Origin of the sequence: Cohnella laeviribosi DSM 21336 (assembly GCF_000378425.1) — a bacterium.
Classification (GTDB): Bacteria; Bacillota; Bacilli; order Paenibacillales; family Paenibacillaceae; genus Cohnella; species Cohnella laeviribosi.
Genome location: NZ_KB899829.1, coordinates 22789 through 43225 on the forward strand (window position 1 = coordinate 22789; position 20437 = coordinate 43225).

Consider the following 20437-nt stretch of genomic DNA (forward strand, 5'->3'; position numbering starts at 1 on the left):
CCTCCTTTCAACCCGAAATGAGGGCTGGCCGTATTCGCCGCCAGGCGAGTTAGGCTTACTTGCGGCGGCGAACGATATATTGGCTTGAAGCTTTTTTCTTCTTGCGGGTTTTGTAGCCGAGCGTCGGTTTGCCCCACGGGGACATCGGCGATTTGCGGCCGATCGGAGCGCGGCCTTCGCCACCGCCGTGCGGGTGGTCTACCGGGTTCATGACGACACCGCGAACGACAGGACGTCTGCCCATGTTGCGGGAACGGCCGGCTTTACCGATGTTGATCAGCTCGTGGTCTTGGTTGCCTACGGAGCCGATCGTCGCGCGGCATTGCTTCAGCACGCGGCGGATTTCGCCGGAAGCAAGACGAATCGTCACATACTTGTCTTCTTTACCGAGAAGCTGAGCTTCCGTACCGGCAGCGCGAACAAGTTGTCCGCCTTTGCCCGGCTTCAATTCGATGTTGTGGATAACCGTACCAACCGGAATGTTTTCGAGCGGCAGCGCGTTGCCGACTTTGATGTCCGCATCTGCGCCGGAACGAATCTCATCGCCGACTTTCAAGCCTTTGGGAGCGATGATATAACGTTTCTCGCCGTCCAGGTAGTTGATAAGCGCGATGTACGACGTGCGGTTCGGATCGTATTCGATCGTAGCGACGCGGCCGGGAATGCCGTCCTTGTTCCGCTTGAAGTCGATGATCCGATATTTGCGCTTGTGTCCGCCGCCTTGGTGACGAACCGTGATTTTCCCTTGATTGTTGCGGCCTGCGCGCTTCGGCAGAGGCGCGAGCAGCGATTTCTCAGGTTGCGACGTCGTAATTTCTTCGAACGTGGATACCGTCATTTGGCGACGGCTCGGCGACGTCGGTTTAAACTTTTTGACTGGCACTGGTTTTCCCTCCTTACCTCAAGAGATTTTACACAGACGCTTCAAAGAATTCGAGCGGCTTGCTGCCTTCGGCAAGCTGCACGATCGCTTTTTTCCATTCCGAGGTGTACCCGGAGTGGCGGCCGTAACGGCGCGGCTTAGCCGGCACCCGCATCGTGTTGACGCTGACAACCTTCACTTTGAAGATTTGTTCGACCGCTTGCTTGATTTCCGTCTTGTTAGCCTTGATGTCAACTTCGAACACATATTTGAGGTCGTTGATGAACTCGCTCGTGCGTTCCGTGATGACCGGCCGTTTGATAATATCGCGAGGGTTTTTCATTACGCGAATACCTCCTCGACTTTGGCGACCGCATCTTTGGTGATGATGAGCTTGTCATGCACCATAACGTCCAGCACGTTGATTCCGGTTGCGGGAACGAACTTCACTCCCGGAATGTTGCGCGCGGACAGGGCCACGTTATTCTCGTACTCGGACGTAACGACAAGCGCCTTGCGCTCGACCTTGAGATTGTTCAGAATGTTGGCGAATTCCTTCGTTTTCGGTTGAGCCAGGCTCAGTTGATCAAGAACGATGATTTCGCCTCCGATGACTTTGCTGGACAAAGCCGATTTGATCGCCAGACGGCGAACTTTGCGCGGAAGCTTGAAGCCATAGCTGCGCGGAGTCGGGCCAAAGACCGTACCGCCGCCTTTCCATTGCGGAGCGCGGATGCTGCCTTGACGGGCGCGGCCGGTGCCTTTTTGCCTCCAGGGTTTGCGGCCGCCGCCGCGAACTTCGGAACGGCCTTTCGTTTTGTGCGTACCTTGGCGAACGGATGCGAGCTGATTCACGACTGCGCTGTGCAGGACGTGAGTATTCGGGGTAACCCCAAACACGCTCTCAGCCAGTTCGATCTCTCCGACCTGACTGCCGCTCACGTTATATACAGCCACTTTCGGCATGTGTGGTCCTCCTTTCCAAAGACGTTATTAGGATTTCTTCACCGAAGAACGGATTTTGACAAAGCTGTTGCGGGTGCCCGGAATGGAACCCTTGATCAGCAGCACGTTGCGTTCAGCGTCGACTTTAACGATTTCAAGGTTTTGCACCGTCACCGTTTCGTGACCGAGACGACCGTGCATTCTTTTGCCTTTCGGCACGCGGTTGGCGTCGCGAATCGTGGCGAGCGAACCGTTGCCGCGATGGTACTTGGAACCGTGGCTCATCTTACCGCGTTGGAAGCCCCAACGTTTGATGGCGCCAGCCGTTCCTTTACCTTTGGAGATTCCCGTTACGTCAACAAACTCGCCTTCTGCGAATATGTCAACTCTTACTTCCGCTCCGACTTCCAGATCGGACGCGCCTCTGATCTCGCGAATGAAGCGCTTGGGCGCCGTGTTGGCTTTTTTCGCATGGCCGATCTCCGGTTTGTTCGCCGATTTGGCGCGCTTGTCGGAGAAGCCCAGCTGGATTGCTTGGTAACCGTCGTTCTCTTCCGTTTTCTTTTGAAGCACGACGTTCGGAGTCGCTTCGACAACCGTAACCGGCACGACGTTGCCGTCGGCTGCGAATACTTGCGTCATTCCGATCTTACGTCCCAAGATCCCTTTCATGTTGACACCTCTTTTCTTTCCTGCAGTCTATTGTCCTGGAATTTGCAAAGCATATTAGAGCTTGATTTCGATATCCACGCCGGACGGCAGATCCAGACGCATCAGCGCGTCAACCGTTTGCGGCGTCGGATTGACAATGTCAATCAAGCGCTTGTGCGTGCGCATTTCGAATTGTTCCCGCGAATCCTTGTATTTGTGAACCGCGCGCAGGATCGTGATGACCTGCTTTTCGGTCGGCAGCGGAATCGGACCGGATACGCCGGCTCCGGTGCGCTTAGCCGTGTCTACAATCTTCTCCGCGGATTGATCCAGAATGCGGTGATCGTAGGCTTTCAAACGGATGCGGATTTTTTGCTTCGCCATAGAAATTCCCTCCTTCATTCGCCCAATTTTGGAATCGGACATACTCCGCGAGAATAACCCGGCAGCGCCCCGTCCACTCCTCTATGGCAAAGGAGCCGGGTGTGTCGGCAACCTCCCGCATCATCGCACAGTCACAGACCAACATTCACTATTATAGCGATCTGCCTAAGCGATTGCAACAAATTTTTGGCGGTTTTCAAAAACGATTTCAACCGGACCGATATCGCGATTTCGGCTTGTCCAAACATATTTCTACTTATTATATATAAGCCGGATTGCATGCGGCGAATTCGCTCCCGTTCGATAAACTCGTCCGCAACCGGAATGCTTATCTTTGTTTGGATTCTAAACAAACAAAGTCATATGGGTTGTCAATGTTCTAATGAGGATTAGAGGATCAATTAGGGTATGGAAATGCGAGTATGCGTCGGAAGGAGTGAATAGTCGGAGGAAAAATCGAGTATTCGCGGTGTAGGCCAAAAAGCCGCACCCGAACTGTCGGGTGCGGCCAGCGCTCGAAAGCGAATTACTTGATGATGGAAGCAACAGCACCTGCGCCAACCGTACGGCCGCCTTCGCGGATGGAGAAGCGAGTACCTTCTTCAACAGCGATCGGAGCGATCAGTTGAACGGATACGGTGATGTTGTCGCCAGGCATAACCATTTCCGTGCCTTCCGGCAGGGTGATGATGCCCGTAACGTCCGTCGTCCGGAAGTAGAATTGCGGACGGTAGCCGGAGAAGAAAGGCTTATGACGGCCGCCTTCTTCTTTCGTCAGGACGTAAACTTGAGCCGTGAATTCCGTATGCGGGTTAACCGAACCCGGTTTAGCCAGAACTTGACCGCGTTCGATTTCTTTACGGTCAACGCCGCGCAGCAGGGCGCCGATGTTGTCGCCGGCTTGAGCGGAATCCAGCAGCTTGCGGAACATTTCAACGCCGGTAACGACGGTTTTGCGGCTTTCTTCAGCCAGGCCGATGATTTCAACTTCATCGCCGACTTTAACCGTACCGCGTTCTACGCGGCCCGTAGCAACCGTACCGCGACCGGTGATCGTGAACACGTCTTCGACCGGCATGAGGAACGGCTTGGAGGTGTCGCGAACCGGTTCCGGAATGTAGCTGTCGATCGTTTCGAACAGTTCGATGATTTTTTCGGCCCAAGGACCGTCCGGGTTTTGCAGAGCTTCACGAGCTGCGCCGCGGATGATCGGCGTTTCGTCGCCCGGGAACTCGTATTCGTTCAGCAGGTCGCGAACTTCCATTTCAACCAGTTCAAGCAGTTCTTCGTCTTCGACCATGTCGCATTTGTTCAGGAATACGACGATGTAAGGAACGCCGACTTGCTTGGAGAGCAGGATGTGTTCGCGCGTTTGCGGCATCGGGCCGTCAGCTGCGGATACGACGAGGATTGCGCCGTCCATTTGAGCTGCGCCGGTGATCATGTTTTTAACGTAGTCGGCGTGCCCAGGGCAGTCAACGTGCGCGTAGTGGCGGTTCGGCGTTTCGTATTCAACGTGAGCGGTGGAAATCGTAATACCGCGTTCGCGTTCTTCCGGAGCTTTGTCGATTTGGTCGAATGCAACAGCGTTACCGCCGTAGCGTTTTGCCAGAACGGTGGTGATTGCAGCCGTCAGCGTCGTTTTGCCGTGGTCAACGTGACCGATCGTGCCGATATTGACGTGCGGTTTGGTACGTTCGAACTTAGCCTTTGCCATTGAAATGTTCTCCTCCTTATAAGTAAAGGAATTTTATAGAGTGACGGGCGGATTCGGCCTGTCGCTTCCTCCAGGCCCGTCCAAATCCAAAACCGATTAATTGCCTTTGTACTTGGCGATGATCTCGTCCGCGATCGATTTCGGCACTTCTTCGTAGTGGGACAGTTCCATCGAGAACACGCCGCGTCCTTGCGTACCGGAACGGAGAACGGTCGAATAACCGAACATTTCCGCAAGCGGCACTTTCGCCCTGACGATGACGGCGCCATGACGGGAGTCGCTGCCTTCGATCCGGCCGCGACGGGAGCTGATCATGCCCATTACGTCGCCCATGTACTCTTCCGGAACGGTAACTTCGACTTTCATGATCGGCTCGAGCAGAACCGGGTCGCACTTGTCCTTCGCCGCTTTGAGCGCCAAGGAGCCGGCGATCTTAAACGCCATTTCGCTGGAGTCGACATCGTGGTACGAACCGTCGAAGATGGTCGCTTTGATGTCCACGACCGGATATCCGGCGAGAACGCCGTTTTTCATCGCTTCTTCGATACCGGCTTGTACCGGGCCGATGTATTCCTTCGGAACGACGCCGCCCACGATCTTGTTCTCGAACACGAAGCCCGAACCGGGTTCAAGCGGTTCGAATTCGATCCAGACGTGACCGTATTGGCCGCGTCCGCCGGATTGGCGAACGAACTTGCCTTCGACCTTCGCGGATTTTCTGAACGTCTCGCGGTAAGCGACTTGAGGCTTGCCCACGTTCGTTTCGACTTTGAATTCGCGAAGCATGCGGTCGACGAGAATTTCCAGGTGAAGCTCGCCCATGCCGGAGATGATCGTTTGTCCGGTTTCCTCGTCGGTATGCGCGCGGAAGGTCGGGTCCTCTTCGGCCAGCTTCTGCAGCGCGATCGCCATACGGTCTTGGTCGGCTTTCGTTTTCGGCTCGACCGCGAGCTGGATAACCGGTTCCGGGAACGTCATCGATTCGAGGATGACCGGATGCTTCTCATCGCACAGCGTATCCCCGGTCGTCGTATCTTTCAGACCGACGGCAGCCGCGATGTCGCCTGCGTAAACTTCGCTGATTTCCTGACGGCTGTTCGCGTGCATCTGCAGAATCCGTCCGATCCGTTCGCGCTTGCCCTTCGTCGCGTTCAGCACGTACGAACCGGAGTTCAGCACGCCGGAATACACGCGGAAGAAGGTCAGCTTGCCCACGAACGGGTCCGACATGATTTTGAACGCAAGCGCAGCGAACGGTTCATCGTCCGACGATTTGCGAGTCGTTTCCGTTCCGTCTTCGAGCGTACCTTTGATGTCCGGAATGTCGGTCGGAGCCGGCAGGTAGTCGACGACCGCGTCCAGCATCAGCTGAACGCCTTTGTTGCGGTAGGACGAGCCGCATACGACCGGGAAGATCTTGACTTCGACCGTGCCTTTGCGCAGAGCCCTTTTGATTTCTTCCACCGTCAGCTCTTCGCCTTCGAGGTACTTCATCATCAGCTCTTCGTCGAGTTCCGCGACTTTCTCAACCAGTTCCAGACGCAGCTCTTCGACCTTGTCGACAAGATCTGCCGGAATTTCGCTCTTGATCGGCTCTTTGCCCAGATCGTCCTTGTAAATATAAGCGACCCGTTCGATCAGGTCGACCATACCGACAAAGTCGTTCTCGGCTCCGATCGGCAGTTGGATGGCTACGGCATTGGCTTGCAGACGTTCGCGCATGTCTTTTACGACACTGAGGAAGTCCGCGCCGATAATGTCCATTTTGTTGACGTATGCGATCCGCGGAACGCCGTAGCGGTCCGCTTGGCGCCAAACGGTTTCGGATTGCGGTTCTACACCTTCTTTGGCGCTGAATACGCCAACTGCTCCATCCAATACGCGCAAGCTGCGCTCGACTTCCACCGTAAAGTCAACGTGCCCCGGGGTGTCGATAATATTGATGCGGTGACCCTTCCATTGAGCGGTCGTGGCAGCCGATGTAATCGTAATGCCGCGTTCCTGTTCTTGCTCCATCCAGTCCATCGTAGCAGCGCCTTCATGCACTTCTCCGATCTTGTGGACACGGCCGGTATAGAACAGGATCCGTTCGGTGGTCGTCGTCTTGCCCGCGTCGATATGCGCCATGATGCCGATGTTGCGCGTATTTTGTAAGGAGAACTCCCTTGCCATGCATTTGTCTCCTTTCGGTTACTCTCCGCAGGTTTACCAGCGGTAGTGAGCGAACGCCTTGTTGGCTTCCGCCATTTTGTGCGTATCTTCGCGTTTCTTGACGGCCGCCCCCGTGTTGTTGGACGCGTCAATGATTTCAGCCGCAAGACGCTCTTCCATCGTCTTCTCGCCGCGCGTGCGGGCGTAGTTGACGAGCCAGCGCAGTCCGAGGGACGTGCGGCGCTCCGGCTTCACTTCCACCGGAACTTGATAGTTGGCGCCGCCAACGCGACGCGCTTTGACTTCGAGAACGGGCATGATGTTTTTCAGCGCCGCTTCGAATACTTCCATCGGGTCCTTGCCGGTACGTTCCCGAATCAGATTGAAAGCATTGTAAAGCAGTTTTTGAGCAACGCCTTTCTTGCCGTCGATCATGATGCGGTTCACGAGGCGGGTAACCAGTTTGCTGTTGTATACCGGATCCGGGAGCACATCCCGTTTCGGTACCGGTCCTTTCCGTGGCATCGAATAAATTCCTCCTTTCCCCATTCTTGGTCGTTGAAGCCTCGCCTATTCATCCGAATCAGGCCGGCCGGATTACTTCTTCGCTTTCGCTTTCTTCGTTCCGTACTTGGAACGGCCTTGCTGGCGGTTGTTCACGCCTGCGGTGTCGAGCGCGCCGCGAACAATGTGGTAACGGACACCCGGGAGGTCTTTGACCCGGCCGCCGCGGATCAGCACAACGCTGTGCTCCTGCAGGTTATGGCCGATACCCGGAATGTACGCCGTGACTTCGACGCGGTTCGTCAAGCGAACGCGGGCGTATTTGCGAAGCGCGGAGTTCGGCTTCTTCGGCGTCATCGTACCTACGCGAGTGCAGACACCGCGTTTTTGCGGGGAGCTCAGATTGGTTTCTTCGCGTTTCAAAGCGTTAAAACCCTTCTGCAGAGCAGGAGACTTCGATTTAACCACTTTGGGTTGACGACCTTTGCGCACGAGCTGATTGATTGTTGGCATATTGCCACCCCCTTCCCATGATCATGAAACAGAGATACGGTTTTGCGATGTTTTTCCGCTTCGTGAAGTCCACAGATCCAGGCGGCTCATTTTTTAGAAGCGCGAAAGGGTCTTCCCATCCGTCCTCCAGGAACGAACGGTTAGAACCCTCAAGATTTATATCTCCACGAGCGCGGCCATCGCCGTTCCGACATCGATTCCGCACGATTTGCCCAGATTGTGCATCGTATCCACATATTCGATGTGAACGCCATGTTGTCTACACAGCTGCACGATACGGCTAATCAGGCGATAATCTGCATCCTGTGCCACATAAACAAGAACGGCTTTGCCTTGCTCCACCGCTTTGACCGTTTGTTTAGTACCTACCTTTAATGTGCGGCGTTGCATAGGGTCATTCGTGTTCACGAACTTCCCACCTCCGGCAACATTAATTTCGGCACGTAGGGCACACACTATGTTATAGTAGCACCTGGATGTAGGGATGTCAAGAAAAGTTAGCTGCGCTATCCGGACAAAAAAACGCGAATTCGGCTAAAACAATCTGCGCTTCAGGAGCCGCCAGGCAATGCCCGAAACGGACAGCGCATAGACAACCGCAAACAGCATGACCGCGGCAAAGGCGCCGGGACGCATCTGCCCGAAGCGCAGCAGCGCGTCCATTACGCGAAAGGCCGGCGGCAATATCCGGGCCGCTCCTTTCAGCGCTGCCGGAAGCTCGTTCCGAAGGCCATAGCCGGCCAGAGACAACGCCAGAACCAGCAGCAAACCGGTCAGCGAAACGGACCGCTGCGGCACGAGTCTTGTGTTGAACGGGAAGGCGCAGGCGTTGCCGAGCCAGGCAAGCGCGATATGCGCGGTCAAGGCCGTAAGCAGCTCGGAAGCTTCCGGCGGCCTGTCGAACCTGTTCAGCAGCACCGGATACGCCGTCGCGAAGCACGCCAGCGCAGCGCCGATCATGCCGATCAGCAGCAGCTTCGCGCCGTAAAACCGTAAGACGCTTCCGGCATGCAAAGGCAATCATCTGCCGCGTTTCATTTTCCGCCTCCATGTAACCGTACGTCATCCAAGCGATCACCAACAACTGCAAAACCGCCGTAAAGGCATATCTGCCCATGACCGGACAGCCGGCTGAGTCCGGCCAGCATCTTAAGCAGCGTGCTTTTGCCGGAACCGTTTTTGCCGACAAGCGCGATCGTCTCCCCCTGCCGGACTTCAAGCGTGAGCGGGAACAGCACCGTATGTTTGTTGAACCGCTTGCTTGCCTCGCGAAGCGCGATTCTCAAAGGCTGTGTCATCGTTTCGTCTCCAAATGGAACTGTTAATCCGTACGTATTCATACTCTTCCGGCAACGGACAAGTTACGCGAAGCTGAAAAAAACGCGACTGATCCATGAACAAGCAAGGATTTTCAACACTCTGCCGAACTTGGGTCGAGCCCGCTATCGCGACCATATCGCACCTCGGCTAGGCGTCTATATGGGAAAATATCCAGCCAAACGAGCCATTCAGACTCCAGGAGCCGCTCTATGTTGGATAATTCCAGTCTTTTGGCCCGCAGAAGCCGCATCGTCACAGCTTTCAAGCCATTTCATTGTAGAAAATCCAACATACGTTCCGGAAAGGGGCGAAAGAAGCCGGTATCCTGCACAAAATCCAATATAGCTGCTCGGGACATAGTCGCTTGGGACGAAGGCGGCGACGCTAAAGAGAGGTACTGGACGGCCCACTAGGCGGATGCACGGAGCACATGCCCCAATCGCCCGAAAAAAACAAAAAGCAGCGCCGCGGGGGCGCTGCTTCTCTATGCACGACCGACAAGTTATTCGATCGTAACGGGCTCTTGCGCTTCCTGTTCGGATTTGTCCATCGGGTTGACGACGCGGATGTTGCGGTAGCGCGACATCCCCGTTCCCGCAGGAATGAGCTTCCCGATAATGACGTTCTCCTTCAGACCGAGCAGGCGGTCGACTTTGCCTTTGATCGCGGCGTCGGTCAGGACGCGGGTCGTCTCCTGGAAGGAGGCCGCCGACAAGAAGGAGTCGGTCTCAAGCGACGCCTTCGTGATCCCGAGCAGCACCGGACGCGCGACGGCAGGCTCTTTGCCGGCCATGATCGCTTCGCGGTTCGCCGCTTCGTATTCGTGAACGTCGACGTACGATCCCGGCAGAAGCGGCGTATCGCCCGGATCGACGATCCGGATTTTGCGAAGCATCTGCTTGATCATGACCTCGATATGCTTGTCGTTGATTTCGACGCCCTGGTTCCGGTATACCCGCTGCACTTCCTGCAGAATGTAGTTCTGCACGCCGCGGACGCCCTTGATGCGCAGCATCTCTTTCGGGTCGATCGAACCGTCGGTGAGCTCGTCGCCCGCCTCGATTTGCATGCCTTCGTAGACGCGGATGCGCGAACCGTAGGAGACGGAGTATACCTTCGTCTCGGCATCGCCTTGAACTTCGATTTCGCGGCGATCCTTGGCCTCGCGAATCTCTTTGATCACGCCGTCGATCTCGGAGATGACCGCCTGGCCTTTCGGATTCCGGGCTTCGAACAGCTCCTGAATCCGCGGCAAACCTTGGGTGATATCGTCGCCTGCGACGCCGCCGGTGTGGAACGTCCGCATCGTCAGCTGCGTACCCGGTTCGCCGATCGATTGGGCCGCGATAATGCCGACCGCTTCGCCGATCTCGACTTTCTTGCCGGTAGCCAGGTTGCGGCCGTAGCACATTTTGCAGACGCCATGGCGCGCGCGGCAGCTCAGCACGGAGCGGATTTGCAGCTTTTCGACGCCTGCGGCCACGATTTGCTCGGCTTTGACCGAATCGATCAGCTCGTTGCGTCCGACGATAATTTCGCCGGTTTCCGGATGGCGCACCGTTTCGAAAGCATAGCGGCCTTCGATACGGTCGTACAGGTCCTCGATAATCTCCTTGCCGTCCTCGATCCGCGAGACGACGATCCCTTTGTCCGTGCCGCAGTCTTCTTCGCGAACGATCACGTCCTGCGCGACGTCAACGAGACGGCGGGTCAGATAACCCGAGTCCGCGGTCCGCAGCGCCGTATCGGCGAGACCTTTCCGTGCGCCGTGCGTCGAGATAAAGTACTCGAGGACGGTAAGGCCTTCGCGGAAGTTCGACTTGATCGGAAGCTCGAAGATCCGGCCCGACGGCGTTGCCATAAGGCCCCGCATACCGCCGAGCTGCGTAATCTGGGACTTGTTGCCCCGCGCCTTGGAATCGACCATGAGCATGATGGAGTTGAAGCGGTCCATCGATTTCATGAGCACGTCGGTAATTTCGTCCTTCGTCTTCGACCAGATGTCGATGACGCGGTCGTAACGTTCCTCGTCGGTAATCAAGCCGCGGCGGTACTGGTTCGTAATGACCTTGACCTTCTCGTCGGATTCGGCGAGAATCCGGGCTTTCTCCTTCGGCACGATGACGTCGGCGATGCCGACCGTAATCCCCGCACGGGTGGAATACGTAAACCCGAGCTGCTTGATATCGTCCAGAATGACGGACGTCTTCATCGTATGGTACCGGTTAAAGCACTCGCCGATGATGTTGCCCAAATACTCTTTGCCGACGGCGCCCGGGGTGTCGAGCTCGTCGATAAATTTATCGATGTCCGTACCCTTGTCGTAAATGAAATACTTATCCGGCGTGCCTTTCAACAAGTTTTCCTTCGTCGCTTCGTTGATGTACGGGAACGAAGACGGGAAGATCTCGTTGAAAATAATTTTGCCGATGGTCGTCACGAGCAGCGCTTTTTGTTGCTCCGGCGTGAACGATTCCTTGTTCAGCGCTTTGGCCGGAATGACGACCCGCGCATGCAGATCGGCAATGCCGCGATGATACGCGGACACGGCTTCGTTGACGTCCGCAAGGCGCATGCCCGTGCCTTTGGCTTCCTTGTTGTCCATCGTAAGGTAATAGCAGCCAAGCACCATGTCCTGCGAAGGCGTAACGACCGGCTTGCCGTCTTTCGGGTTCAGGATGTTGCCGGATGCCAGCATCAGCAAGCGGGCTTCCGCCTGCGCTTCGGCGGACAGCGGAACGTGAACCGCCATCTGGTCGCCGTCGAAGTCGGCGTTGTACGCCGTACAGACGAGCGGATGCAGCTTGATCGCGCGGCCTTCGACCAGCGTCGGCTCGAACGCCTGAATACCCAGGCGGTGAAGCGTCGGCGCGCGGTTCAGCAGAACCGGATGCTCCTTGATCACTTCTTCGAGCACGTCCCAAACTTCCGGGCTGACGCGCTCGACTTTGCGCTTCGCGCTCTTGATATTGTGAGCCAGCCCTTTGAGCACCAGCTCTTTCATCACGAAAGGCTTGAACAATTCAAGCGCCATTTCCTTCGGCAGGCCGCATTGATACATTTTCAGGCTCGGGCCGACGACGATAACGGAACGGCCGGAGTAGTCGACGCGTTTACCGAGCAGGTTCTGACGGAAACGGCCTTGTTTGCCCTTCAGCATATGGCTAAGGGACTTCAGCGGACGGTTGCCGGGGCCCGTAACCGGGCGGCCGCGGCGGCCGTTGTCGATCAGCGCGTCGACCGCTTCCTGCAGCATCCGCTTTTCGTTTTGCACGATGATGTCCGGGGCGCCCAAGTCGAGCAGCCGCTTCAGACGGTTGTTCCGGTTGATGACGCGGCGGTACAGGTCGTTCAGGTCGCTCGTGGCGAAACGTCCGCCGTCAAGCTGAACCATCGGGCGCAGCTCCGGCGGAATGACCGGCAGCACGTCGAGAATCATCCATTCCGGACGGTTGCCGGAATTGCGGAACGCCTCGATCACTTCCAGGCGCTTGATCGCCCGGTTGCGCCGTTGCCCCTGGGCCGTGCGCAGCTCTTCCTTGAGCATTTCCAGCTCGCGGTCGAGGTCGATATCCTGCAGCAGCTTCTTGACCGCCTCCGCGCCCATGCTGGCTTGGAAGGCGTAGCCGTACTTTTCGCGGTAGCTGCGGTATTCCTTTTCGGAAAGCAGTTGTTTCTTCTCCAGCGGCGTATCGCCCGGATCGGTCACCACATAGGATGCGAAGTAGATGATCTCTTCCAGCGAACGGGGCGACATGTCGAGCGCCAGCCCCATCCGGCTCGGAATCCCTTTGAAATACCAGATATGCGAAACGGGCGCGGCCAGCTCGATATGGCCCATCCGTTCGCGGCGCACTTTCGCGCGCGTGACTTCGACGCCGCACCGGTCGCACACGACGCCTTTGTAGCGGACGCGTTTATATTTACCGCAGTGACATTCCCAATCCTTGGTCGGCCCGAAAATCTTCTCGCAGAACAGACCTTCCTTCTCCGGCTTCAATGTCCGGTAGTTGATCGTTTCAGGCTTCTTTACTTCGCCTCTCGACCACGAACGAATCTTGTCCGGTGAAGCCAAGCCGATTTTCATAAACTCGAAATTGTTCACGTCTAACAAGGAGCAAGCCCTCCTTCATGGTTGCTGCGATTTTCGAAACAAAAGCGGACAGAAGACGGACAGGCGTTAGGAGAACGGCGCTTTGCGCGCCGCTCCCCTACAGCCTGTCAATCTACGCCGACTTCGGAACCTTCCAGATTCAGATTGAGCTTGTCGCCGGTGGCATCGTCGTCGTCGTCGATCTCTTTCATTTCGATCTCCTGCTCGTCTCCGGACAAAATCTTCACGTCCATGCCGAGGCTTTGCAGTTCCTTGATCAAGACCTTGAACGACTCCGGAACGCCGGGTTCCGGCACGTTTTCGCCTTTGACGATCGACTCGTACGTCTTCACGCGGCCGACGACGTCATCGGACTTGACGGTCAAAATTTCCTGCAGCGTATAAGCGGCGCCGTAAGCTTCGAGCGCCCACACTTCCATCTCGCCGAAGCGCTGGCCGCCGAACTGGGCTTTACCGCCGAGCGGCTGCTGCGTGACGAGCGAGTACGGACCCGTCGAGCGGGCGTGGATTTTATCGTCGACCATGTGCGCCAGCTTGATCATGTACATGACGCCGACCGTGACTTCGCGTTCGAACGGTTCGCCCGTGCGTCCGTCGTACAGGATCGTTTTGCCGTTGCGCTGCATGCCGGCCTCTTCCATCGTGTCGAAGACGTCGTTCTCGCGGGCGCCGTCGAATACGGGCGTTGCCGCATGGATGCCAAGCAGCTTGCAGGCCATGCCGAGATGGACTTCCAGCACCTGGCCGATATTCATCCGCGACGGGACGCCCAGCGGGTTCAGGACGACCTCGACCGGCGTTCCGTCCGGCATAAACGGCATGTCTTCCTCAGGCAGAATCCGGGCGATAACCCCTTTGTTGCCGTGGCGTCCGGCCATCTTGTCGCCTTCGGAAATCTTCCGTTTTTGGGCAATATAGACGCGAACGAGCTGGTTGACCCCCGGCGGCAGTTCGTCGCCGTTTTCGCGGGTGAACACTTTGACGTCGACGACGATGCCGTCGGTGCCGTGGGGCACGCGCAGGCTCGTATCGCGCACTTCGCGCGCCTTCTCGCCGAAGATGGCGTGAAGCAGGCGTTCTTCCGCCGTCAGCTCCGTCACGCCTTTCGGCGTTACCTTGCCGACGAGGATATCGCCGGCGCTGATCTCGGCGCCGACGCGGATAATGCCGCGCTCGTCGAGATTGCGCAGCGCGTCTTCCCCGACGTTCGGGATGTCGCGCGTAATTTCTTCCGGTCCGAGCTTCGTATCGCGCGCTTCCGACTCGTATTCCTCGATGTGGATCGACGTGTAGACGTCATCGCGCACGAGTTTTTCGGACAGCAAAATCGCATCCTCGTAGTTGTAGCCTTCCCACGTCATGAAGGCGACGACGACATTGCGGCCCAAAGCCAATTCGCCGTTGTCCGTGGACGGGCCGTCCGCCAGAATGTCGCCTTTCTTGACGATGTCGCCTTTGCGGCAAATCGGCCGCTGGTTGATGCAGGTCCCCTGGTTGGAACGCATGAACTTCTGCAGCTTGTATTTGACGAGATCGCCTTTCACTTCTTTGCCGTCCACGATTTCCGTGCGGCGCAGCCAAATCTCGTTGGCCGTAACGCGCTCGATGACGCCGTCGTACTTGGAGACCACGCATACGCCCGAATCTTTCGCCGCCTTGTATTCCATGCCGGTGCCGACGAGCGGAGCGTCCGGAACGAGCAGCGGAACCGCCTGGCGCTGCATGTTCGAACCCATGAGCGCGCGGTTGGAGTCGTCGTTCTCGAGGAACGGAATCATCGCCGTCGCGACGGAGACGACCTGCTTCGGCGATACGTCCATAAAGTCGACGCGGTCGCTCGGCATGGTCAAAATGTTGTCGGCTTGCTTGTTGTAACGGACGATGACCATGTCGTCGGCGAACTTGCCCTCTTCCGTCAGAGCGGCGTTCGCCTGCGCGATAATGTAGTTGTCTTCCTCGTCGGCCGTCATATAAACGATCTCATCCGTGACGACGCCGGTCGTATGGTCGACCTTGCGGTACGGCGCTTCGATAAATCCGTACTCGTTAACGCGGGCGAACGTCGACAAGGAGTTGATCAAGCCGATGTTCGGACCTTCCGGCGTTTCGATCGGACACATCCGGCCGTAGTGGGACGGATGGACGTCCCGCACTTCGAAGCCCGCGCGTTCGCGCGTAAGACCACCGGGTCCGAGCGCGGACAAACGGCGCTTGTGCGTCAGTTCCGCAAGCGGGTTCGTCTGGTCCATAAACTGCGACAGCTGCGACGAACCGAAAAACTCTTTGATCGCCGCGATGACCGGGCGGATGTTGATGAGCGCCTGCGGCGTGATCGCGTTCTGGTCCTGGATCGACATCCGTTCGCGCACGACGCGCTCCATCCGGGACAGACCGATCCGGAACTGGTTCTGCAGCAACTCGCCGACCGAACGCAGACGGCGGTTGCCCAAGTGGTCGATGTCGTCCGTGCTGCCGATATCGTGCAGCAGGTTGACGAAATAGCTGATCGAAGCGATGATGTCCGCCGGCGTAATATGCTTCACCGACTTGTCGATGTTGCCGTTGGAGATCACCTTGACCACTTTGCCTTCTTCGACGTTCGAATAAACGTTGACGCTTTGAAGCGGAATGTCCTCCGCCTCGTGAATGCCGCCCGTCACGCGATACGTCTTGTAGCCGACGTTCTTCTCCAACGCCGGGAGAATCGAGTCGAGCAGCCTGCGGTCAAGCACCTGGCCGGCTTCGGCGAGGATTTCGCCCGTCGTGGGATCGACCAGCGTTTCGGCAAGGCGTTGGTTGAACAGCCGGTTTTTAATATGAAGCTTTTTATTGATTTTGTAACGGCCGACGTTGGCCAGGTCGTAGCGCTTCGGATCGAAGAAACGGGCGATCAGCAGATTGCGCGCGTTCTCGAGCGTCGGCGGCTCGCCCGGACGAAGCCGCTCGTAAATTTCGATGAGGGCTTTTTCCGTCGAATCCGTGTTGTCTTTTTCAAGGGTGTTGCGAATATACTCGTCGTGACCGAGCAAATCCAGAATCTCGGCGTCGGTGCTGAAGCCCAGCGCGCGCAGCAGCACGGTGACCGGAATTTTCCGGGTGCGGTCGATCCGGACATAGATGATGTCCTTCGCGTCCGTCTCCAGCTCAAGCCAGGCGCCGCGGTTCGGGATGACCGTCGCGGTGTACGTCTTTTTCCCGTTTTTGTCCACTTTCGTGCTGTAATAGACGCTCGGGGAGCGGACCAATTGGCTGACGATAACCCGTTCCGCGCCGTTGATAATAAAGGTGCCGGTTTCGGTCATGAGCGGAAAATCGCCCATGAATACTTCCTGCTCCTTCACTTCGCCGGTTTCTTTGTTGAGCAGCCGGACCTTGACGCGCAGAGGCGCCGCATACGTAACGTCGCGTTCCTTGGACTCATCGACAGAATACTTCGGTTCTCCGAGGCTGTAATCGATAAACTCCAGTACGAGATTGCCCGTAAAGTCTTGAATTGGCGAAATGTCCTGAAAGATCTCGCGAAGCCCTTCGTCCAGAAACTTCTGATACGATTGCATCTGGATTTCGATCAGGTTCGGAATCTCCAATACTTCCTTGATACGGGCATAACTGCGCCGTTGCCGGCGGCCATATTGAACCATATGTCCTGCCAATTTACCTCACCCCTTCGTTCTACTTAAGCACAAGCGAGAACGAGATCCTCTCTCCAGCACTAGCAGAGGCAGCCGACTCGCGGGCATATGACATGCAAGGCGTTTTCGGGCACGGACAAAGACCCGGAAGCCATAAACAGAGAAAAGCCCTTATGCGCCGGTTGGCGGCACAATGGCATCTCTATCCAGTCATTTGCCCAAAACAAACCCATTATACGCCTATTGGCAAAAACTTATGCCAAAAAAGCGATTAGGACTTGACATTTTAGTCGACTAAAGACATTTAGCCCATCCTAATACTGACATTTTTTAATTGTACCACAACGATGATATGCCGTCAAACCCTTTTGGCGCGGTAAATGCGGTAACCTTTGTCCTTTCCCATCTCTTCGACGGCGTCCTCCCCGAACACTTCCTCCAGCTTCGCCCGGGCCGTCGGGGCGCCCTGCTTGTTGCGGATGACGATCCACAGGGCCCCGCCGGGAAGGAGATGGTCTTTGGCTTCCGACAAAATCCGGTGAACGACGGCTTTTCCCGCGCGGATCGGCGGATTGGACAAAATCGCATCGAATTTCGCGCCGGCTACGGAAGCGTACAAATCGCTCTGCAGCACGGTGACATTGCCGATTTCGTTCAAGGCCGCATTCTCGCGCGCGAGCGCGACGGCCCGCTCGTTAATGTCCAGCATCGTGACATGCCCTCGCGGGGCAAGGCGGGCGGCCGCAAGACCGATCGGCCCGTATCCGCAGCCGACATCGAGAACGTTCGCCTCCGGCGAAATCTCCATATGCTCGATCAGCACCCGGCTTCCGTAGTCCACCTCGCCCCGCGAAAACACGCCGGCATCGGAGATGAAGCGGAAACTAAAACCCCGGAGCTCGGCACGAATCGCGCGCCGGTCGCTGGCGGCCGTCGGCCGCTCCGTATAATAGTGATCGCTCATTTTTTCAGCTTCAGCTCCCCCGCTTATGAACAAACCCCTCGAAGAAAGAAGTTCTTCAAGGGGTCCGCTTCTAAACTGCGAAAATTACTTAACTTCGACTTTCGCGCCCGCTTCTTCAAGCTTGGCTTTGATAGCGTCGGCTTCTTCTTTGGACACTTTCTCTTTGAGCGCTTTCGGAGCGTTGTCGACAACGTCTTTCGCTTCTTTCAGGCCGAGACCCGTGATTTCGCGAACGACTTTGATAACGTTGATCTTCGAAGCGCCGGCGTCAACCAGCACAACGTCGAATTCGGTTTGTTCTGCAGCTTCGGGAGCTGCGGCGCCGCCGGCAACAACAGCAACCGGAGCGGCAGCCGTTACGCCGAATTCTTCTTCGATCGCTTTGACAAGTTCGTTCAGTTCCAGAACGCTAAGGCCTTTAATCGCCTCAATGATGGACTCTTTGCTCATGGATGTTACCTCCATTTATTTTGGAATATGATTTTTGGGTGCAACCTTCTAGGCAGGTTGGGTTCCGTTCTCAGACAGCCTTGCCCGGATCAAGCGCTCGCTTCGCCCGCTTCTTTCTTCTCGGCGACGGCTTTGACAGCCAGTGCGAAGTTGCGGATCGGAGCTTGCAGGACGCTGAGCAGCATGGACAGCAGACCTTCGCGGGACGGCAGATCGGCCAGCGCTTTAACTTGCGCCACGTCGATGACACGGCCTTCCACGACGCCGCCTTTCAGCTTCAGCGCTTCGTTCTTCTTCGCGAAGTCGTTCAGAATCCGCGCAGCGGCGGTCACGTCCGTCGAGCTGAACGCAACGGCGGTCGGACCCGTCAGGACGGAATCCAGCTCGCTCAGTTCGGCGATTTTGGCGGCGCGGCTGACCAGCGTGTTCTTCAGAACCTGGAATTCGACGCCTGCTTCGCGAAGCTGCTTGCGCAATTCGGTCACGTCGGCTACGTTCAATCCGCGGTAATCGACGACAACGGTGCTCGCGCTCTCGCGGAGCTTCGTCGCGATCGATTCCACTTCCTTGGCTTTCGCTTCGATGATTTTTGCATTTGCCATTTCGTTCACACCTCCTGGCTCTTGATTCAACCGTATCGGATTTCGCAGCCCGCGGAGGCATAAGAAATGCCTCCGCAGACGCTGCGGAGGCATGACGTTTCGTTTGTCGCACGGTTCTCGCAGGGCGCGATCCCAAGATCGCGCCGCCGCGTGACGTCGGGCAAACTATATCCACACACCTCGGTAGGAAATTAAGCCTTTCGGCACCTACGGTCTACGGTATCTCATATTCAACTTTAACTTTGCCAGCTTAACACGGAAACACGCAAGCTGTCAATCGCCCTTGCGGAACGATTAACGGTATGCCGCCGTGTTCACGCGCGCACCCGGACCCATCGTCGAGGAAATCGAGATGTTCTTCAGGTAAACGCCTTTGGCAGCCGCCGGTTTGGCGCGGTTCAGCGCATCGATCAGAGCTTTCAGGTTTTCGTGCAGCTTCTCGGCGTCGAACGACACCTTTCCGATCGGAGCGTGAATTTGTCCGGCCTTGTCCAGACGGTATTCGATTTTACCGGCCTTGATTTCTTGCACGGCTTTGGCTACGTCGAACGTAACCGTACCGGCTTTCGGGTTCGGCATGAGGCCTTTGCCGCCGAGAATCCGGCCGAGCTTACCGACTTCGCTCATCATGTCCGGCGTCGCGACGCAGACGTCGAACTCGAACCAGCCTTGCTGGATCTTGTTGATGAGGTCTTGATCGCCGACATAATCGGCGCCGGCAGCTTCCGCTTCCTTGGCTTTATCGCCTTTGGCGAAAACGAGCACGCGTTTCGTTTTGCCCGTGCCGTGAGGCAGGACAACGACGCCGCGGACGTTTTGGTCTTGCTTTCTCGGGTCAACGCCGAGACGGATGGCCACTTCGACCGTTTCGTCGAATTTGGCCGATGCCGCTTTCTTGACCAGCTCGATCGCTTCCAACGCTTCGTAGGTCGCGTCGCGGTCGATCAGCTTCGCGGCTTCCTGGTATTTCTTGCCTTGTTTAGCCAATTCATTCTCCTCCTTCTGTGGTGATAACGGAAATGTCCTCCCACATGCGGGCCGCTCGGGCCCGACAGCCGTCATGGGCAAACGGTCTGGCAACCAGCCGTTCGCGGGAAATTCCCGATTGACGGTTCAAGCGTCCGGACACGGCGCTTGCGCTTCCGTCCGGATCAGTCTTCGATCGCAACGCCCATGCTGCGAGCGGTACCCTCGATCATGCGCATGGCCGCTTCGACGGAAGCCGCGTTGAGATCCTGCATTTTTTGCTCGGCGATCTCGCGGACTTTCGCCCGTTTGACCGTCGCGACTTTCTTCTTGTTCGGCTCGCCGGAGCCTTTTTCGATCCCCGCGGCAACGCGCAGCAGTACGGCGGCCGGAGGCGTCTTCGTTTCGAACGTGAAGGAACGGTCCTCAAACACGGTAATGACAACCGGAATGATCAGACCGGCTTGATCTGCGGTACGAGCGTTAAACTCTTTGCAGAAAGCCATGATGTTCACGCCTGCTTGACCCAGGGCGGGACCGATTGGCGGCGCCGGGTTCGCTTTGCCGGCCGGAACTTGCAGCTTCACCACTTTAATGACCTTTTTCGCCATGATGCACACCTCCTTGCCCCATAATGCGGTTCAACGGAGCCTTCGCTCCTC

Annotated in this window: 19 protein-coding genes and 1 other annotated feature; all 19 genes read right to left on the bottom strand. The window is 56.8% G+C overall.

All coding sequences use genetic code 11. The features are described from left to right. Positions 1-55: 55 nt before the first annotated feature. The 19 genes from rplB to rplK all read right to left on the bottom strand — a co-directional run bounded on the left by rplB (position 56) and on the right by rplK (position 20386). Entirely contained in the window at positions 56-883 is an 828-nt protein-coding gene (gene rplB / locus F560_RS0114245) for a 50S ribosomal protein L2 (protein ID WP_019006416.1), read from the bottom strand. 28 nt (positions 884-911) lie between these two features. Beyond that, the gene (rplW, locus tag F560_RS0114250; protein ID WP_019006417.1) at positions 912-1205 is read right to left on the bottom strand and encodes a 50S ribosomal protein L23; all 294 of its coding nucleotides are present in this window, start codon (positions 1203-1205) and stop codon (positions 912-914) included. Then, a complete protein-coding gene (gene rplD, locus F560_RS0114255; protein ID WP_019006418.1) occupies positions 1205-1828 on the bottom strand; it encodes a 50S ribosomal protein L4 in 624 nt (207 codons plus the stop codon). Before rplD ends, rplW begins: the two co-directional genes overlap by 1 nt. Positions 1829-1855: 27 nt before the next feature. Beyond that, positions 1856-2479: a 50S ribosomal protein L3 gene (gene rplC / locus F560_RS0114260; RefSeq protein ID WP_019006419.1), complete on the bottom strand. Its 624-nt coding sequence runs from the start codon at positions 2477-2479 to the stop codon at positions 1856-1858. Positions 2480-2533: 54 nt separating this feature from the next. Then, positions 2534-2842: a 30S ribosomal protein S10 gene (gene rpsJ / locus F560_RS0114265; protein ID WP_019006420.1), complete on the bottom strand. Its 309-nt coding sequence runs from the start codon at positions 2840-2842 to the stop codon at positions 2534-2536. 526 nt (positions 2843-3368) lie between these two features. Further along, the gene (gene tuf / locus F560_RS0114270; protein ID WP_019006421.1) at positions 3369-4559 is read right to left on the bottom strand and encodes an elongation factor Tu; all 1191 of its coding nucleotides are present in this window, start codon (positions 4557-4559) and stop codon (positions 3369-3371) included. A 96-nt stretch (positions 4560-4655) separates the two neighbouring features. Continuing rightward, entirely contained in the window at positions 4656-6731 is a 2076-nt protein-coding gene (gene fusA, locus F560_RS0114275) for an elongation factor G (protein ID WP_019006422.1), read from the bottom strand. 33 nt (positions 6732-6764) lie between these two features. Then, positions 6765-7235 (bottom strand): 30S ribosomal protein S7, encoded by a 471-nt coding sequence (gene rpsG / locus F560_RS0114280; protein ID WP_019006423.1) that lies wholly within the window; start codon positions 7233-7235, stop codon positions 6765-6767. A 72-nt stretch (positions 7236-7307) separates the two neighbouring features. Then, on the bottom strand, positions 7308-7727 hold the full coding sequence (gene rpsL, locus F560_RS0114285) for a 30S ribosomal protein S12 (protein WP_019006424.1): 420 nt from the start codon (positions 7725-7727) through the stop codon (positions 7308-7310). Between the two features lie 156 nt (positions 7728-7883). After that, the gene (locus F560_RS0114290) at positions 7884-8117 is read right to left on the bottom strand and encodes a ribosomal L7Ae/L30e/S12e/Gadd45 family protein (protein ID WP_156829003.1); all 234 of its coding nucleotides are present in this window, start codon (positions 8115-8117) and stop codon (positions 7884-7886) included. A gap of 144 nt (positions 8118-8261) precedes the next feature. Continuing rightward, positions 8262-8747, bottom strand: coding sequence for a hypothetical protein (locus tag F560_RS0114295; protein WP_156829001.1), 486 nt, complete (start codon positions 8745-8747; stop codon positions 8262-8264). A 14-nt stretch (positions 8748-8761) separates the two neighbouring features. After that, on the bottom strand, positions 8762-9025 hold the full coding sequence (locus F560_RS0114300; RefSeq protein ID WP_019006427.1) for an ATP-binding cassette domain-containing protein: 264 nt from the start codon (positions 9023-9025) through the stop codon (positions 8762-8764). 524 nt (positions 9026-9549) lie between these two features. Next, entirely contained in the window at positions 9550-13161 is a 3612-nt protein-coding gene (gene rpoC / locus F560_RS0114305; protein ID WP_019006428.1) for a DNA-directed RNA polymerase subunit beta', read from the bottom strand. 107 nt (positions 13162-13268) lie between these two features. Next, on the bottom strand, positions 13269-16814 hold the full coding sequence (rpoB, locus tag F560_RS0114310) for a DNA-directed RNA polymerase subunit beta (protein ID WP_019006429.1): 3546 nt from the start codon (positions 16812-16814) through the stop codon (positions 13269-13271). Between the two features lie 337 nt (positions 16815-17151). After that, positions 17152-17757, bottom strand: coding sequence for a class I SAM-dependent methyltransferase (locus F560_RS0114315; RefSeq protein ID WP_019006430.1), 606 nt, complete (start codon positions 17755-17757; stop codon positions 17152-17154). An 84-nt stretch (positions 17758-17841) separates the two neighbouring features. Beyond that, the gene (rplL, locus tag F560_RS0114320) at positions 17842-18207 is read right to left on the bottom strand and encodes a 50S ribosomal protein L7/L12 (protein WP_019006431.1); all 366 of its coding nucleotides are present in this window, start codon (positions 18205-18207) and stop codon (positions 17842-17844) included. Between the two features lie 89 nt (positions 18208-18296). Then, a complete protein-coding gene (gene rplJ, locus F560_RS0114325; RefSeq protein WP_019006432.1) occupies positions 18297-18809 on the bottom strand; it encodes a 50S ribosomal protein L10 in 513 nt (170 codons plus the stop codon). Positions 18810-18862: 53 nt separating this feature from the next. Next, positions 18863-19047: a sequence feature (ribosomal protein L10 leader region), on the bottom strand. A 56-nt stretch (positions 19048-19103) separates the two neighbouring features. Then, a complete protein-coding gene (gene rplA / locus F560_RS0114330; protein ID WP_019006433.1) occupies positions 19104-19796 on the bottom strand; it encodes a 50S ribosomal protein L1 in 693 nt (230 codons plus the stop codon). Between the two features lie 164 nt (positions 19797-19960). Further along, on the bottom strand, positions 19961-20386 hold the full coding sequence (gene rplK / locus F560_RS0114335; RefSeq protein ID WP_019006434.1) for a 50S ribosomal protein L11: 426 nt from the start codon (positions 20384-20386) through the stop codon (positions 19961-19963). Positions 20387-20437: the final 51 nt, after the last annotated feature.

Bases quoted from the DNA above. Each gene is read 5' to 3' on its own strand.
- rplW (WP_019006417.1), bottom strand. From the start codon at position 1,205: ATGAAAAACCCTCGCGATATTATCAAACGGCCGGTCATCACGGAACGC.
- rplD (WP_019006418.1), bottom strand. From the start codon at position 1,828: ATGCCGAAAGTGGCTGTATATAACGTGAGCGGCAGTCAGGTCGGAGAG.
- rplC (WP_019006419.1), bottom strand. From the start codon at position 2,479: ATGAAAGGGATCTTGGGACGTAAGATCGGAATGACGCAAGTATTCGCA.
- rpsJ (WP_019006420.1), bottom strand. From the start codon at position 2,842: ATGGCGAAGCAAAAAATCCGCATCCGTTTGAAAGCCTACGATCACCGC.
- tuf (WP_019006421.1), bottom strand. From the start codon at position 4,559: ATGGCAAAGGCTAAGTTCGAACGTACCAAACCGCACGTCAATATCGGC.
- fusA (WP_019006422.1), bottom strand. From the start codon at position 6,731: ATGGCAAGGGAGTTCTCCTTACAAAATACGCGCAACATCGGCATCATG.
- rpsG (WP_019006423.1), bottom strand. From the start codon at position 7,235: ATGCCACGGAAAGGACCGGTACCGAAACGGGATGTGCTCCCGGATCCG.
- rpsL (WP_019006424.1), bottom strand. From the start codon at position 7,727: ATGCCAACAATCAATCAGCTCGTGCGCAAAGGTCGTCAACCCAAAGTG.
- F560_RS0114290 (WP_156829003.1), bottom strand. From the start codon at position 8,117: ATGCAACGCCGCACATTAAAGGTAGGTACTAAACAAACGGTCAAAGCG.
- F560_RS0114300 (WP_019006427.1), bottom strand. From the start codon at position 9,025: ATGACACAGCCTTTGAGAATCGCGCTTCGCGAGGCAAGCAAGCGGTTC.
- F560_RS0114315 (WP_019006430.1), bottom strand. From the start codon at position 17,757: ATGAGCGATCACTATTATACGGAGCGGCCGACGGCCGCCAGCGACCGG.
- rplL (WP_019006431.1), bottom strand. From the start codon at position 18,207: ATGAGCAAAGAGTCCATCATTGAGGCGATTAAAGGCCTTAGCGTTCTG.
- rplJ (WP_019006432.1), bottom strand. From the start codon at position 18,809: ATGGCAAATGCAAAAATCATCGAAGCGAAAGCCAAGGAAGTGGAATCG.
- rplK (WP_019006434.1), bottom strand. From the start codon at position 20,386: ATGGCGAAAAAGGTCATTAAAGTGGTGAAGCTGCAAGTTCCGGCCGGC.